At 41.1% G+C, this 17,233-nt stretch carries 13 protein-coding genes; 5 read left to right on the top strand and 8 right to left on the bottom strand.

The features are described 5' to 3' along the window. Position 1: 1 nt before the first annotated feature. Positions 2-499, bottom strand: coding sequence for an SRPBCC family protein (locus J4E06_RS09060; protein ID WP_349523716.1), 498 nt, complete (start codon positions 497-499; stop codon positions 2-4). A gap of 175 nt (positions 500-674) precedes the next feature. Between J4E06_RS09060 and J4E06_RS09055 the strand changes: the two genes are divergently transcribed. Further along, on the top strand, positions 675-1,529 hold the full coding sequence (locus J4E06_RS09055) for a DUF2911 domain-containing protein (RefSeq protein ID WP_349523715.1): 855 nt from the start codon (positions 675-677) through the stop codon (positions 1,527-1,529). Positions 1,530-1,582: 53 nt separating this feature from the next. Here the strand turns inward: J4E06_RS09055 and J4E06_RS09050 are convergent, their stop codons facing one another. The 6 genes from J4E06_RS09050 to J4E06_RS09025 all read right to left on the bottom strand — a co-directional run bounded on the left by J4E06_RS09050 (position 1,583) and on the right by J4E06_RS09025 (position 8,879). Beyond that, complete coding sequence (locus J4E06_RS09050; RefSeq protein WP_349523714.1) at positions 1,583-3,292, bottom strand: sodium:solute symporter family protein; 1,710 nt, start codon at positions 3,290-3,292, stop codon at positions 1,583-1,585. Positions 3,293-3,403: 111 nt separating this feature from the next. Beyond that, positions 3,404-5,935 carry a PIG-L family deacetylase gene (locus J4E06_RS09045; RefSeq protein ID WP_349523713.1) on the bottom strand — a complete coding sequence of 844 codons (2,532 nt, stop codon included), beginning with the start codon at positions 5,933-5,935 and terminating at the stop codon, positions 3,404-3,406. Positions 5,936-6,028: 93 nt separating this feature from the next. Continuing rightward, a complete protein-coding gene (locus J4E06_RS09040) occupies positions 6,029-6,979 on the bottom strand; it encodes a septum formation inhibitor Maf (RefSeq protein ID WP_349523712.1) in 951 nt (316 codons plus the stop codon). 35 nt (positions 6,980-7,014) lie between these two features. Then, positions 7,015-7,614: a Maf family nucleotide pyrophosphatase gene (locus tag J4E06_RS09035; protein WP_349523711.1), complete on the bottom strand. Its 600-nt coding sequence runs from the start codon at positions 7,612-7,614 to the stop codon at positions 7,015-7,017. Further along, positions 7,607-8,134 (bottom strand): KdsC family phosphatase, encoded by a 528-nt coding sequence (locus tag J4E06_RS09030; RefSeq protein WP_349523710.1) that lies wholly within the window; start codon positions 8,132-8,134, stop codon positions 7,607-7,609. Before J4E06_RS09030 ends, J4E06_RS09035 begins: the two co-directional genes overlap by 8 nt. Continuing rightward, entirely contained in the window at positions 8,118-8,879 is a 762-nt protein-coding gene (locus tag J4E06_RS09025; RefSeq protein ID WP_349523709.1) for a Rossmann-like and DUF2520 domain-containing protein, read from the bottom strand. The genes J4E06_RS09030 and J4E06_RS09025 overlap by 17 nt, the downstream gene beginning before the upstream one ends. Before the next feature lie 313 nt (positions 8,880-9,192). Here J4E06_RS09025 and J4E06_RS09020 point away from each other — a divergent pair, with 313 nt between their 5' ends. Next, complete coding sequence (locus J4E06_RS09020; protein WP_349523781.1) at positions 9,193-12,360, top strand: cytochrome c biogenesis protein; 3,168 nt, start codon at positions 9,193-9,195, stop codon at positions 12,358-12,360. 1 nt (position 12,361) lies between these two features. On the opposite strand, the gene J4E06_RS09015 is transcribed toward J4E06_RS09020, so the two are convergent. Beyond that, positions 12,362-13,657 (bottom strand): M14 family metallopeptidase, encoded by a 1,296-nt coding sequence (locus J4E06_RS09015; protein WP_349523708.1) that lies wholly within the window; start codon positions 13,655-13,657, stop codon positions 12,362-12,364. Positions 13,658-13,890: 233 nt separating this feature from the next. Between J4E06_RS09015 and J4E06_RS09010 the strand changes: the two genes are divergently transcribed. Genes J4E06_RS09010 through bshB1 form a run of 3 tightly spaced genes read left to right on the top strand, consistent with a single transcriptional unit; the run spans position 13,891 to position 17,233 of the window. Continuing rightward, complete coding sequence (locus J4E06_RS09010) at positions 13,891-15,300, top strand: MATE family efflux transporter (RefSeq protein WP_349523707.1); 1,410 nt, start codon at positions 13,891-13,893, stop codon at positions 15,298-15,300. Positions 15,301-15,334: 34 nt separating this feature from the next. Next, a complete protein-coding gene (locus tag J4E06_RS09005) occupies positions 15,335-16,504 on the top strand; it encodes a trans-sulfuration enzyme family protein (RefSeq protein WP_349523706.1) in 1,170 nt (389 codons plus the stop codon). Positions 16,505-16,510: 6 nt separating this feature from the next. Next, the gene (gene bshB1 / locus J4E06_RS09000) at positions 16,511-17,233 is read left to right on the top strand and encodes a bacillithiol biosynthesis deacetylase BshB1 (RefSeq protein WP_349523705.1); all 723 of its coding nucleotides are present in this window, start codon (positions 16,511-16,513) and stop codon (positions 17,231-17,233) included.

The following is a 17,233-nucleotide window of genomic DNA, read 5'->3' as shown; positions in this document are numbered from 1 at the left end:
GCTATACTTTTCTAATGCTTAAATAATTCTCTTTTCCCTCAACTTTACCGAATAGTTCAGCAAGTTTGTTCTCCCGAAACTCGAAAATGGTTTGCAATTGTTTTTTCACTAAAAGGGGGTGGGTCAGTTGTCCCAAAAATCCAAAGGGTAATTTGTAATCGATAACATCTTCCATTTCAACACCTTCGGGTACTTCTTTTAAAAAATGTTTGTGGTGCCAAAGGGCATAAGGACCAAAACGCTGCTCATCTACGAAATATTCCCCTTCTTTGACATGGGTTATTTCCGTTACCCATTTAGTTGAAACAAGGGGAAATGGTTTTACAATGTATTGAATTACCTGGCCTTGGAACATGGGTCTGTCCGCTCCAGACAAAATATGAAAACCCATATGTTGTGGAGTAATCACGGCCAAATTCTTAGGATCCGACAGAAAATCCCAAGCTTCTTTTTTGCCAATAGGAAATACTTGTTTTGATTGTAATTGGTAAAGTTGCATCCAATAGATTTTCTACAAAGATAAAAGTAAAATGTTCAATATAAATATCAAATAGTTAAACAAAAATTAAATCATAGCCATTAATTGACTATTTTTGTTTTAAGGTTTAATTAACAAATAGAGCAGTGCTTTATCTTAATTTTGCTATACTAAACAATTAATATATACAACAACTATGAAAAAATTTACACTCTTATTATTTGCGGTGTCCATATGTTTTTCTTTGGAAGCACAAATACAGACACCAGCACCCAGCCCATCTTCCACATTGATGCAAAAGGTGGGATTGACCGATGTTACCGTTAAATATTCGCGCCCTGCAATGAAGGGAAGAAAAATATTTGGTGACTTGGTTCCTTTTGATGCCATTTGGAGAACTGGAGCCAACGAGAACACGACAATTACATTCAGTGATGATGTAACTGTGCAAGATAAGCCATTAAAGGCCGGTACCTATGCTATTTTTACTAGGCCAAACGAAGCTGTTTGGGAAGTTTTCTTCTATACAGCTACCGATAACTGGGGAACTCCCCAAGAGTGGGATGCATCTAAAGTGGCTGCAACTGTAAAAGTGGAAACTATGGATATTCCGATGCCTATTGAATCTTTTACCATTACCATTGATGACCTTCACAATAATGGAGCAACCTTGGGCATAATGTGGGAGAACACTTATGTGGGAGTTGACTTTGTGGTTCCCACGGTTGATAAGGCTATCAAGAGCATTGAAGATACCATGGCAAACAAAGAAGATTTGACCGCTAACGACTATTTTGCTGCTGGATCCTATTATTTTGCAGAGGGCATGAATATGGGACAGGCCAAAGAATGGGTTGATAAAGCCGTTGAAATGGATGGGGGTAAAGCCTATTGGATGATGCGTACCCAATCGTTGATTTATGCCAAAATGGGCGATAAAGAAGCTGCTATTGAAGCAGCAAAAAGATCAATGGCCGCTGCACAAGCTGCAGGTAACCAAGATTATGTGAAAATGAACAGAGAGTCATTGCAAGAATGGGCTAAAATGTAATTTTAGGTTCATTTTATAATATCTTAGGAAAGCCCACTTTTTAAGTGGGTTTTTTATTCTCCTACAGGGGAGGAGTTGCCCAAGAAATTATCGAATATTTGGATTATGCTGGCCAAAACAATCACCAAAACACATCCAAAGGCATTTAACCACAAATAAGACATCCAGTCCAAATTATAGCCTACAATAACAATGATCTGTGTTATGATGGCCGCTATAAATACAGCATTTCCTTTTACGAATCTGAAGAAGAAGGCCAACAGAAATATCCCCAGTACGTTGCCGTAGAAAATAGAACCAATAATATTGACCAATTGTATCAAATTGTCAAAAAGACTGGCCACATTGGCAATAATTATCGCGATAATTCCCCAAAGCAAGGTAAAGGCCTTTGTGGCTTTTAGATAGTGTTCTTGGCCATGCTCTTTTTTTACATTTCTTTTATAGAGGTCCAAAGCGGTAATGGTACCGAGTGCATTTAATTCCGAAGCAGTGGATGACATTGCTGCGGACAATATCACCGCCAAAAGCAGACCGATCAGGCCCACGGGCAAATTGTTCAGGATAAAATGGATGAAAACATAATCCTTGTCGTTGGTTTCCACAGATTCATCCGCTTTGGAAATCAAACTCTTGGCGGTCTCTCTATTTGCACTTTCCAGCTCATTGATCTTTACAATATTTTGCTTTGCTTGTTCTATCGCATTGTACTCCTTCAACTCAAGGGCTGCGGAGAACGAATGTTGTGCCATTCGTTTTTCTTTCTCCAATTCTTTATGGTCGGTTTCCAGCGCTTTGTAATCGTTGGCATATTCGGACTGCATCACGGCTTCGGTAGCTGCAGGATTAAAATTGAGGGGGGAGGAATTATACTGATAAAAAACAAAGACCATGGTACCTACCAAAAGGATAAAGAACTGCATCGGTATTTTAAAAATCCCATTAAAAATAAGTGCTAGTTGACTTTCACGAACAGACCTTCCAGATAAATATCGTTGCACCTGACTTTGGTCGGTTCCAAAATAGGCCAAAGCCAAAAAGAAGCCTCCCGTGATACCGCTCCAAAAGGTGTATCGGTTATTGGTATCCAAAGAAAAATCCAAAATCTCAAGCTTGCTATTTGCCCCAGCTATTTTTAAGGCCTTTCCAAAAGATACATCCGTAGGGAGCGCACCCATAATAAAAAAGAAAGCAAAGAACATCCCCAGCATAATAATGAACATTTGCTGTTTTTGAGTCATGCTAACCGCTTTGGTACCGCCCGAAACGGTATAAATAATTACAAGTACCCCGATGATAATGTTCAAGGTCTTTAGGTCCCACCCTAATACGGCCGATAGTATTATGGAGGGGGCAAAAATAGTGATACCGGCGGCCAGTCCGCGCTGTACCAAGAATAAAAGAGCCGTAAGCGTCCTTGTTTTTAGATCAAAACGTCCTTCTAACATTTCGTAAGCGGTGAAGACCTTTAGTTTTTTGTAGATGGGAATAAAAACCAAACAAATGACGATCATGGCCAAGGGCAATCCAAAATAAAATTGAACGAAACCCATCCCATCATGGAAAGCTTGTCCCGGTGTGGATAAAAAAGTAATGGCACTCGCTTGGGTAGCCATAACGGATAATCCAATGGTCCACCATTTCACATTGTCTCCACCACGTACGTAGTCGTCTACATTATTGTTGCCGCGAGTTTTCCAGACACCGTATGCCACGATGAATAGGAGGGTGCTACCAAGAATAATCCAATCTAGTAATGCCATTCAGGTTTCTAATTGTTTAATATCATTATGAGGTAAAAAACCAAAATATATATGGCATTCAAAAAGATTACAATGCTGTATTCCTTTTTCCACTCCAATTTGTTATCCATATCATCCTTTGACATTGCTATCTCTTTTTACTTCATCTTTTCCTATGGAAAGCATATTTGCAAACAGCTTGTATGCCCCCGAAACTCCAACGGGCAACTCCCTGAAAAAGCTTAAACCTGTGTAAATATAGTGACCTTCTCCGTAAGGCGCCACGATCAAGCCACCTTGTTTGTTGTTTTCCCCTTCATCTTTCATGGAAAGTACAGGGGTAAACTCGGAGCTCCATTCACTGGGAAAATAAAGTCCTCGTTCTTGAACCCACCCATCAAAATCTTTTTTTGTAATGGTATTTGGGTAATTGACCAGCGAGTTGTTTGGTGCCAAAATTTCCACTTCGGCATTTTCATCGGTAACTCTATCCCTTGAAAGTGTAATGCTGTAAGGGGCGATGTTTTCAAACTGTCTGGCCCATCTTCCAGCGGTATTGTACTGTACAATCATGGTGCCGCCATTTTTAACATAGTCAAACAACACGGGCTGTTTAAATTTAAGGGCGTCTATCACATTATAGGCTCTAATACCCACCACAACAGCATCATATTTGTCCAAATCACCGTCTTGAATATCATTTGGGTCCACAAGATGCACTTGGTAACCAATTTGTTCCAAGCTTTCAGGTACCATATCGCCCGCTCCCATAATATAAGCTATATGTTCGCCGGATTTTTTAATATCCATACGCACCACTTTGGCTTCCGAAGGCAGTAATACGGATTGCTTTGGAATATGGTCGTAATCGATTTCTACCAGTTCTTTGTCGTAGATATTGTTACCCATTTTGATTTTGGGCTCAATTTTTCCTTCGCTTTCGGTATCGGGAGGGGTAACATTAAAGCTTACCGAGATTTCCTCCCCTTTTTGTGCAATGGAAAAAGGAATATTTTGTGGTGAAACTATCCACCCGGCTGGATGATCTAACTCAATCGTACCGGACACATCATTTTTACCCGCTCTAATTTTAACTTGCACTTCCTTGGTATCTGCATTGGCAAAAATCAGTACCTTTTCGTCAATTTTGGAAGTTACTTCGGGCAAAATGGCAAAGGGTTCGTACTGTTCTCCTTTGTCAGGTTTGGAATAGCGGTGGACCACTTCTTTTTCGAACGGAATTTCAATACCGTCGATCACTAAAGTAAAAATGGCCTTAAAGGCACTTGGCGTTTCGGGCTTGCCTATCAAAGTTTGGTCTTTTACCGTGTAAGTTCCCAACGTTCCCGGTTCGTTCAGCCAATACGGGCTGGTATAGGAGGTGTTTTGAGGAACGGTAAAACTTATTTCAAAATTCTCTCTTTGGTTGTCTTCCAAAATTTTGTTTGGGGTTAGATGGGCATCAACTCCAACAATGTCAATTTCCTTTAGCGTAACACTGGGAGAAGTCCTGTTTATGGTTTCTATATTGATGGTTGCCTTACTGCCGGGCGTTGCAGAAGCACTTGAAGAACTAGCTTCCAAATACAATCCAGCAGCAGCTTGGATGATATTTTTTAACCCTTCCGACTTGAGGGTTTTCCAATGCTCATCTTCGACTTTTTGTAATTGCTGATAAGCTTTTACAAGATCGGGAATATGTTTTGATGGGTTCTGGAAATCGAAGTTCTCTTCAATCTCATATAATAATTCTCCAACCGCTTCACCTCCTTTTACACGCGACCAAGTGGTGTTGATGCCTTCAAACACATCATGGTTTTTGGGCATATCGCCCTTAAGCAGTTCAATATACTCGTTGTCAGCGCCTCTATCCGTCAACCTACCAAATCCTTGGCACAAGTGTTGGCTACGTGCCATAGCGGCAATTTCGTTGTTGGAAAGACCTAATTCTGGATAATACGTACCCACATCCAACTTTACCATATTGGACTTGTCTACTTTTTCAAACGCTTCTTGACTACCATATTGCCACCAAGAAGTATTGTAAAAAATACGTTTGGGTTGCCATATTGTTGTCCATTCCAGTTGCTCCGAGTAAGCATTGGTATTGTTGGCCAGTTCAAAAGCTTCCATGCTCAAAACAGCCGAAGAAGTATGGTGACCGTGGGTGCTCCCGGGCGTTCTATGGTCAAACCTATTAATGATTACATCGGGCTGTATATTTCTAATGGCCCAGACTACATCGGCCAATACTTTGTCCTTGTCCCAAATTTTCAATGTTTCCTTAGGGTGTTTGGAAAACCCAAAATCATTTGCCCGTGTAAAACGCTGTTCACCGCCATCTATATGCCTTGCCGCCAAAAGTTCTTGTGTACGCAATACGCCCAACAACTCGGCTAATTCAGAACCGATCAAGTTTTGTCCACCGTCGCCCCTTGTCATGGACAAATAGACCGTTCTTGCCTTTTCGTGGTTGTCGAGATAGGAAATCAGGCTTGTATTTTCATCATCGGGATGGGCGGCTACGTAAAGGGCCGTACCCAAAAAATTCAGTTTTTGGATTTCATGGAACAACTCGGCAGAAGTGAGTTTATCCGGTTTTTGGGCAAAAGCGTTTGTAAAAAATAAACTGTTAAGGAGGAAGAATACCCAAAAATGCTTCATAGTTGGTCGTTTAGTGGTTGTTTCAAATATAGGCAGTTTGTATGCAGTCATTGGCGTATTTAGAAGAGTTTTAACATTGCCATTTGCGAGGTGCTATAAACCTAAACTATCTCGTAAAATTAGATTTTTATTGTCATTTTGACTCCAATACGCTGTTTTCAGAGTTTTCATTTTGGATGCCGACGTGGTCAATGATTTAGCATTAGGGCCAAAACCACTTTTAAATTCTTCCGTCCAACTTTCTATGTAATATGGGAATTCCGAAGTGAAATTGATGGTTAAGCTACGCTCCAATTCAGGGTAAGATAGGGTATAGGTGGATAAGCCATTTTCTGATGTAATTGATGCGTTGACCTGATAAGCCTTGATTTCCTGATGCCTCAATCGAAGAAACTCCAGAGAGGGAATCATTTCAAAATCGTTCAAGGGCAGGTTTTCAGGATTTATTCTGATTTTGGTCCAGATTTCATTTTCTAGGAATGATTTTTCCATCGGAAAATTTTGGTCGGCTTCCCCTTCAAAATATGAATGTGAGGTAAATTCAAATTTTTCACGATTGTTGAGTTGACTATACACATGCCCACACCATTCCTGAACGGATAAACTAGTTTTTATGGCATGTTGATTATCATAAACAGGATAAAAAGTACTGCTCATAATGGAGTATGGGTAAATCCCTGTCAAAAACTTTTTGGTGGCGTTCAATTTTAGGACGGAAACGTTTTCAGGATTGCTATTATCCGCCTTAACTTGTTTGTTGGGCAAAAATGGTTCGGTAACATAAATTAGTACCGCATTTCCGTCCCGAAGTTCTCCATATCTTGCCTGATTTAATTTATATGAAGTGATTTCAGCCTCACCGGCATACCAATAATCTTTAAAATCTTCATCCAGGGGTTGCTTTGGCTTTACTTTTTCATTGCTTGCAGGATTGGATGCTTCATTGTTTTCAGTTGTTGAAGTTTTATCAACACAGGAGGTCAATATAAAAAAAGCAAGTACCCATATAATACTTGGCATATTGGATTTACCGAATAATTTCATAACAAGAGGATTTTAGTAAAGTTACGGATCCAAATTCAAGAAACAAGCGCAATTAGGGAATGGTAGACCAAATCGGTAGGAAGTCCCACAACATTATTGTAGGAACCTTGAATTTCAGAGATGCCGATCATCCCGATCCATTCCTGAATGCCGTAGGCTCCAGCTTTATCAAAGGGCTGGCAGCTTTCAATATAGTAATTGATTTCATCATCCGTGAGATCTTTCAATTTAACCTTAGTGATGGCGCTAACCGTTTTTTGGGAACCTATTGTGGTAAAACAAACGGAGGTTATCACTTGGTGCCAATCTCCCGAAAGCGCGCGCAGCATTTCAAAAGCCTCTGCTTTGTTGGCGGCTTTGGCTAAAGAAACGTTGTTGTGCCACACCACCGTATCCGAAGTGATCACGATTTGGTCGGACTCCATTTCTTCTTTGAAAGAAGTGGCTTTTAGCTTTGCCAAAAATTCAGAGATTTCCTTGCCTTGCAATTTTTCGGGATAGACTTCCTCTACGGATTTTGGTCGAACTTCAAAATCCAGCCCCAACTCTTCCAAAAACATTTTTCGCCTTGGCGAACCGGAACCCAGTATGATTTTCTTGCCTTTGAGTTTTTCTTTGAGTGGGTTTTTAGTCATTCTTGGCGCTAAAATTATCGTTCCAATCACCACGGACTTTTAAAACCTGCTCAATAATATCCCGAACACAACCATCGCCACCATTTTTATGGGAAACATAATCTGAAATTGCTTTAACTTCGGGCACTGCATTCTGTGGAGCAGTGGCAAGGGCCACCATTTTCATTGGGGGAATGTCGGGCATATCATCACCCATGTACACCACCGATTGAGGGTCTATACCGTGAATGTCCAAGTATTCTTCCAAAGGTTCTTCCTTGTGGTGTGCGCCCATATAAAAATCGGTTACCCCTAATCCTTTTAAGCGCTCTTTTACGCCTTGGTTGGTGCCCCCTGTTATAATGCAAACGTTGTATCCTTTTTTAATGGCCGTTTTAAGGGCGTAGCCGTCCTTAACACTCATTTTACGGAGGAGTTCACCGTCAGTTGTGATCAAAACCGTTCCATCGGTAAAAACACCATCAACATCAAAAACAAAGGTGGTAATGTTGCTCAAAAGCTCTTTATAATTCTTTTTCATGCGCTTGTTTTATGGCTTGGCTCAATAATTTATAGAGTGCAATGTGTTCTTTTTTGTTCAAAAGTTTAAGGTGACTGTCCATACTTTTGGTATCATTTCTGCGAGCTGGCCCTGTTTGTGCTTCTTTTGGCGACATGGCTTGGATTTTATCGGCCGTTTCCGAAATCAGTGGTTTCAACAAATCAAAAGATAGTCCTTCTTCCAAACAAAGTTCTTCTCCAATACTAAACAGGTAATTGGTAAAGTTGTTTACAAAAACGGCTGCAAGATGCAATTTTTTTCGCTGTTCCGAGTCAATATGGTGTACGTTTTCCGAAATGGAGTTGGCCAATGTCCGTAAGGTTTCCAGTGATTCCTTTTCTTCAGCTTCAATGCAAATGGGAATAGAGCTAAAATCAACCGTTTTACCTTTGGTAAAGGTCTGTAACGGATAAAGGACTCCTTTGTTTGCAGGTTGAATCGCCTTTAAACCTAGAGCGCCCGAGGTATGGGCCACGATTCCCTTTTTCTTTAATAAATGTTGAGACACTTCGGTAATGGCATCATCTTTTACGGCAATTAGGTAGACATCGGCATCCGCAATGAAAGCAAAATCATTTGATAGGGTGGAATGCATGGAAAATTGTTCCAACTCTTTCTGATTTCGACCCACGACTTGGACAATATCAACAGCATTAGCTTTTATAAAAGCAGTGTACAAGTGTTTGGCGAGGTTCCCGGTCCCCAAAATCACAATCTTGAGCATGCCCAAAACTACAAATTTAGGGTTGATGGATTGCAGTAAGATTTAACTTGTTGTGCATTTTGAAGCCTTCTTATGCCAAAACTGTCAATTCGAGTGAAATTCTGAAGGGATTTTGTATCGAGAATAGGTTTTGGGCTTGGATTTCTGGTTCTCGATACAATTTTTCTTTAGAAAAATCACTCGAACTAACAAATCTCAGTCAAAACAAACAACGGGTAAGAATTAACAAATCTGTATGATTTTTATAAGCTTTGACAACAAGGATGTTCTAAAAAGACCGTATTTTTGCAAGCCGAAAGTAGACCGAATTTCCATGATCGATATTCTTAAAAAAACGCTTTTTTCCACAAGACTTATGGCTGTTCTTTTTTTGGTTTTTGCTACGGCAATGGCCATGGGAACCTTTGTGGAAAGTTGGTACAGTACCGAAACAGCACGGATTTACATTTACAATGCCACTTGGTTCGAGGCCATTATGGTCTTTTTTGTGATCAATTTCTTTGGGAATATTTACCGATATCGTTTGTTGCAATGGAAAAAGTGGCCCGTGCTCACCCTTCATTTATCTTGGATTTTGATCATTGTTGGGGCGTTTGTTACGCGCTATATCAGTTATGAGGGAATGATGCCTATCCGCGAAGGTGCATCGGAGAAGGTATTTTATTCGGATAAAACCTATTTGACCGCTTTTGTGGATGGTGATATCAACGGGGAAACCAAGCGAAGGGTTTTGGAAGACGATATTTTAGTGACTCCCGAAGGAAAACGTTCCAGTTTGCCCTGGAAATCCGATTTCAACGGACAACCTTTCTCCATTGGTTATGTGGATTTCATCAAAGGAGCCGAAAAAGGATTGATCCCAGATGAAAATGGAAAGGAATATTTACAGCTTGTGGAAGCAGGTAATGGTCAGCGACACGAACATTATCTGGAAAATGGTAAAATAGCCAGTGTCCATAACATTCTTTTTGCCCTGAACAACGAAACCGACGGAGCCATCAACATTTTTTATGATGAAGAAAACGGTTACCGTATCAAATCTCCTTTCGAGGGGAACTTTATGCGAATGGCCGACCAATTCCAAGGCGAAGTGGCCAGTGATAGCATTCAACCCCTGCAATTACGTTCGCTATACACTATGGGCGGTATGCAATTTGTGGTGCCCGAACCTTTGGTTAAAGGAAGCTATGGGATTGTTAAAGTACCGGATGAAGAAATCACCAAGGTTACCCAAGATGCTCTGGTAGTTGCTATCTCTGCCAATGGCGAGACCAAAGAAGTGAAATTGTTGGGAAGCAAGGGAACTTCAAATTTCTCGGATAAGATCAATGTGGGCGGATTGGATTTTTCTTTAAGTTATGGTTCCAAAGTGTATGAGCTTCCCTTTTCTATCGAATTGAACGATTTTATTGCGGAAAAATATCCAGGTACGGAAGCAGGTTATGCTTCATTTATGAGTAAAGTAACGGTGCATGACGATCGCCCTTTTGATTATGATATTTATATGAACCATGTACTGGACCATCAAGGGTATCGCTTTTTCCAGTCCAGTTTTGACCCGGACGAACGAGGAACGGTACTTTCCGTAAACCACGATTGGTGGGGAACATGGATTACCTACATAGGCTATTTTCTACTTTATATTGGTTTGATGGGAATTATGTTCTTTGGAAAAACACGATTCAGGGATTTGCAAACAATGCTCGAAAAAATCAAGACCAAGAAAGCAGCGTTGACCACTATCGCGATTTTCTTCGCCTTAGTTTCTGCCAATGCGCAAGAAGAAAGCCATGAGCATGCCGGTTTGCCTACACAGGCTCAAATAGATTCCGTGATTCAAGCTACGACTGTGGCCACGGAACATGCCGAAAAGTTTGGCGCTTTGGTGATTCAGGATGAAGGTGGACGGATGAAGCCTGTGAATACCTTTGCTTCCGAACTACTGCGAAAGCTAAGCGGAGATGATAAATATAAAGACCTTACAGCCAATCAGGTATTCCTTTCCATGATGCTGAATCCCGGGGTTTGGTACACTGCGGACATAATTGCTTTGGGCAAAAAGGAAAACGACAGTATTCGTAAGGTTATCGGGGTTCCCGAAGGCACCGAGTTTGTAAAGGCCACCGATTTTTTTGATGCTAAAGGCACTTACAAACTAAGACCCTATCTGGAAAAAGCCACGTCCACCAACAATCCATCAAACTTTGAAAAGGACTTTAAAAAAGTAGGGGAGCGGTTGAGTTTGTTGGACATAGCCTTAAGCGGACAGATTGTGAAGATATTTCCTTTGTTGAACGATGAGAACAACAAGTGGATTTCCGCTGTGGAATATCGTGGTGGAGAATACCAAGTTCAGGATTCGTTGTATTCCAATTTTGTTAAGAATGCGATGCCCTATTATTTAAACTCCTTGCAGCAATCCATTGCAAGTGGTGATTATTCCCAACCGGATAGGTTATTGGAAGCATTCCAACAAAATCAAAAAAATCATGGAGAGGAGATTCTACCATCAGAAAACAAGATAAAGACGGAAATCATTTACAACAAGTTGGACCTGTTCAATCGTTTGTACAAGTACTACGCCATGGTCGGTGTGTTGTTGTTTTTTGTGTTGATTGCTAAAATTTTTAAAGAAAGAAAGGTATTGGATGCCTTTGCCTATTTATTAAAAGGTACTATAATCATATTCTTTATTTGGCATACTATTGGTTTAGTGTTGCGTTGGTACATTTCTGGCCACGCCCCTTGGAGTGATGCCTATGAAAGTATTCTGTACGTCGCGTGGGCAACCATGGGCATTGGTTTGGCCTTGGGTCGAAAAAGTGAACTTACCATTGCCGCAAGTGCCTTTGTAACCTCCATGCTATTATGGATAGCCCATCAGAGTTGGGTGGATCCTGCCATCGCCAACTTACAACCTGTTTTGGACAGTTACTGGTTAATGATTCACGTAGCTGTGATCGTGGGCAGCTATGGTCCTTTAACGGTCGGGATGATCTTAGGTGTGGTAGCATTGCTGCTCATGGTTCTTACTACCAAAAAGAACAAAAAGCGAATGGACCTCAATATAAAAGAGCTTACGGTTATCAATGAACTTGCTCTTACCGCTGGTTTGGTCATGTTGACCATAGGTAACTTTTTAGGCGGCCAATGGGCCAACGAGAGTTGGGGACGTTATTGGGGATGGGATCCAAAAGAGACTTGGGCACTGATTTCGATTATGGTATATGCTTTTGTACTTCACATGCGGTTGGTTCCCGGGCTAAGAGGCAAGTGGATTTACAATTTCGCAAGTGTTGTCGCCTTTGCCAGTATTATGATGACCTATTTTGGGGTAAACTTTTATTTGGTTGGCTTGCACAGCTATGCGAGTGGGGACCAAGTAATAACCCCAAGCTTTGTGTGGTACACCGTACTTGGGGTTTTTGTTCTTGGAGGCATAAGCTTTTGGAGATACAAAGTGCATTATGCGAAAAAATAGGTTATTCTTCCATTAAGAGCTTCATAATTTCTTCGGCAGCTACTTTACCTTTTTCCTTTAGGAAAGGTCTGGAAGTATTGTCGCCCAATTCAAATACGATGGCAGGCATTCCATGGTGCACGTAAAAGTATTTGCTCGAAACCATGGTCGGGTCAATCTCATCGGAAGCGCTTATGTTGGTTTGCTTTTGAGGTAATCTTTCGCTGATGTTCTCGATCCAATCAAAGATTATTTTTCCTTTTTCGCCCGTAACTGTGGTATCGATAGGGTAGTAGATATCGTCCCAAGTGGAGTGAAAATCTGCCCCGAAAACAAATTCGTAGTCTTTATCTTTTTCAACAAGGAAATCACGAACATTTCTAGTTTCGGGCTGATTAAAGTTTTGCCAATCTCGGTTTAGGTCTATTCCACCCATATTGTGTCTCCAATGTCCATTGTCGGCTCCATCAGGATTCATTAGGGGCACCGCAAAAACCGTATGTTCTTGTCTAAACGTTTTGGCCAGTTCCGTATCGCCCGAAATGGTTTCAATAAACGATTTCATGGCCAAAAATCCTGTTACCTCCGGTGGATGTTGTCTGGAGATGATCATCAAAGCTTTTTTGGCCTCTTCATTTTCATTGATTTCCATCAGATGCATGGTTCTTTCTTCTTTGGAAAGTCCGATAGGATAATTTTCAATAAAGGGTTTTTGACTCAAGGAATCTACCCATTCTTGCACCACTGAAGAGGTATAAAGCTCCTGTGCAGTAATCCATGTTGGATTTTCATTTACACGGATGGTAAGTTCTGCGGATTCTGGCGCCGCTTTAATGCCAAACTCTCCTTCTCCTGGATTGATTGACTTAAAATTTGTGCTATCTAATGGTTTAAAATTTTTTCCATCAGTGCTGATTTTTGGATAATACCTGCTTCTGGAGTCTTGGTAATTTAGCTGAACTGTAATATCACGAGGTTCTTCGGACCAAACTTGAAAAGCATACCATGGACTTACATTGATGGGTGTATTTTCCGCGGTCACCCAAATGGTGTAATGGTCGTCGCCATCGTAGGCAACACCATTTAAACGGGCACCTTCAAACCTATTGGAAAAGAATGTGATACTGTCGTTAAAGGCCCAAACCCCTCGCCATTGTTTTTGAATGGGTTTGTCCTCGGTTGACACAACAGGACTTTTACCTTGTCCTTGATAACCCGTTTTCTTTTCGATTTCAGCAGCTTTAGGGGTCTTTTTACAAGATGATATGAGCACAACGGAAAACAGTATCCCTATGGCAATCAAATTTTTGGTACGCATAATATTGGAATTATTTGAGTTGGTTTTGTTACGAAGGTAGGAACTAGAAATGGAGTAGGCAGTAAAAATTTATTACTAATATATCGGTTTTTTTCGCATATTTGCGTCATTATGAAGCTATAAGAATTATGTACGCGATAGATGTCACGTTTGGCCAAGGGCCAATCCAATAACCGAATTACTTCTCGGTTCAGTTGACATTTCACACTTTTTACACACATAATTCTTTTATAATGACGCATCAACATACAAATTCATTTAAAAAATTTATCCAATATTTCTGGATAGCTATTTCCGGTAAGGAAACAGAGTTTACAACAGGAAGCATCCGAAAGGCCATATTTATGCTTTCCATTCCAATGATCTTGGAAATGCTCATGGAATCAATTTTTGCCTTGGTGGACATAGCCTATGTTTCCAAAGTGAGCGTAAATGCCGTGGCCACTATCGGGCTCACGGAATCCGTAATCACATTGGTATATGCCTTGGCCATTGGGCTTAGTATGGCGGCAACAGCTGTTGTTGCCCGCAGAATTGGTGAAAAGGATGTGGACGGAGCCAGAATTGCCGCAGTTCAGGCCATTGGTTTAGGAGTACTAATTTCTGTAGTAATTGGAATTATTGGAATTATCTACGCCAAGGATATTTTGGCCTTAATGGGCGGGGAACCGGATTTAATTGAAGAAGGCTACGGCTACACCCAATTTTTGATTGGAGGAAATATCACGGTTGTTCTTTTATTTTTGATCAATGCCATTTTTCGGGGGGCTGGAAATGCCTCGATTGCCATGTGGGCCTTGGTACTTTCCAATGGACTCAATATTATTTTGGACCCGATGTTTATTTTTGGGTTTGGACCTATTCCGGAAATGGGGGTAAAAGGAGCGGCCGTGGCCACCAATATAGGGAGAGGAACCGCTGTACTTTTTCAATTGGGAATATTGTTTTTTGGATGGGGTAAAATCAAATTGATGGCCAAGGATTTAGTCTTGAACCTTAAAGTTATGATCAGTTTGATAAAGGTTTCTTTAGGAGGAATCGCTCAGTTCTTGATTGGAACCTCCAGTTGGATTTTCCTTATGCGCATCATGTCCGAATTTGGAAGTGAGGTATTGGCAGGCTACACCATAGCCATCCGGGTAATTATGTTCACTTTAATGCCCTCCTGGGGTATGAGCAATGCCGCGGCCACCCTGGTAGGGCAGAATTTAGGTGCCAAACAACCTGATAGGGCAGAACAGTCCGTTTGGAAAACGGGTAAGTACAATGCTTGGTTTATGGGAACGGTTTCACTTGGTTATCTCATTTTTGCAAAAACCATCATTTCCTGGTTTAACACCACTCCAGAGGTCGTTAAGAGCGGATCACTTTGTCTACAGATTATTGCTTTGGGGTATATTTTCTATGCCTATGGTATGGTTATGACCCAAGCATTCAATGGAGCAGGGGACACCCGCACGCCGACCAAGATAAATTTCATTTCGTTTTGGCTTTTTCAATTGCCTTTGGCCTACATTTCGGCCTTGGTATTGGGTTGGGGAGCAACGGGTGTTTTTGTCGCCATCACTTTGGCAGAAATACTTATAGCGGTCTTGGCCATGATCTGGTTTAAAAAAGGAAAGTGGAAGAAAGTCCAAGTATGATGGGTTTCGTATCTTTATACGAAAGAAAACCAACATGAAAAACGATAAAAAAGGACTGAACACTATCTGCACCCACATTGGAGAATTGGAGGATAAAGAATATAAAGGAGCAGTGTCTCCATTGTATATGAGTACCTCTTATCAATTTGAAAACGTCGCGGTAAAAAGATACCCTAGATATTTCAATACACCCAATCAAGAAGCGTTGAGCAAAAAACTGGCAGCTTTGGAACATGCCGAGGCTGCTATGATTTTTGGTAGTGGTATGGCCGCTATCAGTACCGCCTTGATGACTTTTTTACAAGCTGGTGATCATGTGGTTTTACAGCAGACCATCTATGGAGGTACTTACCATTTTGCCGAAAGCCAATTTGAACGATTCGGTATCGAATATTCCTTTACCACAGGTTGGGAGGTAGAAGATTTTGAGAAAGAAATCAAACCAAACACCAAAGTGTTGTATTTGGAAACACCTTCCAACCCCTTGTTGACCATTACCGATGTAAAAGGAGTGGCCAATTTGGGAAAAAAGAAAGGAATCCTTTCCATGATCGACAATACTTTCGCGAGCCCCGTTAACCAAAATCCTATTGATTTTGGAATTGATGTGGTGGTGCACAGTGCTACAAAGTACATGGGAGGGCACTCAGATATTTGCGCGGGTGTTGTTGCGGCATCCGAAGAACACATGAAAAAGGTATGGCAAACAGGGATTTGTTTTGGTGGAAGTTTGAGCGATTACACCGTTTGGCTTTTGGAGAGAAGTTTAAAGACCATGGTACTCCGTGTGAAAGCACAAAATGAGAATGCGATGAAGATGGCTAAATATCTCAATGAAAGTAAGGATGTGGACAACGTATATTACCCTGGCTTGGAAAAACATCCCGGGCATGCATTGGCCAAATCGCAAATGAAAGGTTTTGGAGGAATGCTTTCGTTTGAACTGAACCCTGAGATTGATGCATCCTTGTTTTTTAAGGAGCTAAAACTGATAAAACCCTCCATGAGTTTGGCAGGAATTGAAAGCACAGTACTATCACCTACGCAAACTTCCCATGCATTGATGAGTGCAGAGGATAGGGCCAAACAAGGGATAAAAGATTCATTGGTTCGTTTTTCTCTCGGCATTGAGGAGATAGAAGATTTAATAGCGGATATTGAACAGGCGATCGCCAAAGTAAAATCCATGACCGTTACCGCATAAAACAATATGAAATTAGACATTTTAGTATTCGGCGCGCATCCAGACGATGCCGAACTTGGTGCAGGAGCCACCATTGCAAAGGAAGTTTCCAAAGGAAAAAAAGTAGGCATCGTGGATTTGACCCGTGGTGAACTCGGAACCCGCGGTTCTGCCGAAATCAGGGATAAGGAAGCGGCCAGGGCAGCTGAAATTTTGGGTGTTGCTGTTCGCGAGAACATGGAATTTGCGGACGGATTCTTTATGAACGATAAAGAACATCAATTGGAACTTATCAAAATAATCAGAAAATATAGACCGGAGATTGTGTTGTGCAATGCTGTCGAGGACCGGCATATTGATCATGCGCGAGGAAGTAAACTGGTAAGTAACGCCTGTTTTTTAAGCGGTTTGATGAAAATCGATACCAAAATGGATGGTGATGATCAATGGCAAGAGGCTTGGAGACCTAAATTGGTCTATCATTTTATACAATGGAAAAACTTGGAGCCCGATTTTGTAGTGGACGTTACTGGATTTATCGAAAAGAAAACCGAGGCGATCATGGCATATGGTTCCCAGTTTTATGATCCGGATAGTGATGAACCAGAGACGCCAATCAGCAGTAAAAATTTTACTGATAGTGTAAATTACAGGGCTCGGGATTTAGGCCGAATCATTGGTGTGGAATATGCTGAAGGCTTTACCGTGGAACGTTTTGTTGGTGTGGATAGCTTGGAGGACTTAATTTGA

This window comes from Allomuricauda sp. NFXS6 (assembly GCF_040148835.1).
In the GTDB taxonomy this organism is placed as follows: Bacteria; Bacteroidota; Bacteroidia; order Flavobacteriales; family Flavobacteriaceae; genus Flagellimonas.
This window is presented reverse-complemented; position numbering and strand designations above follow the sequence as displayed.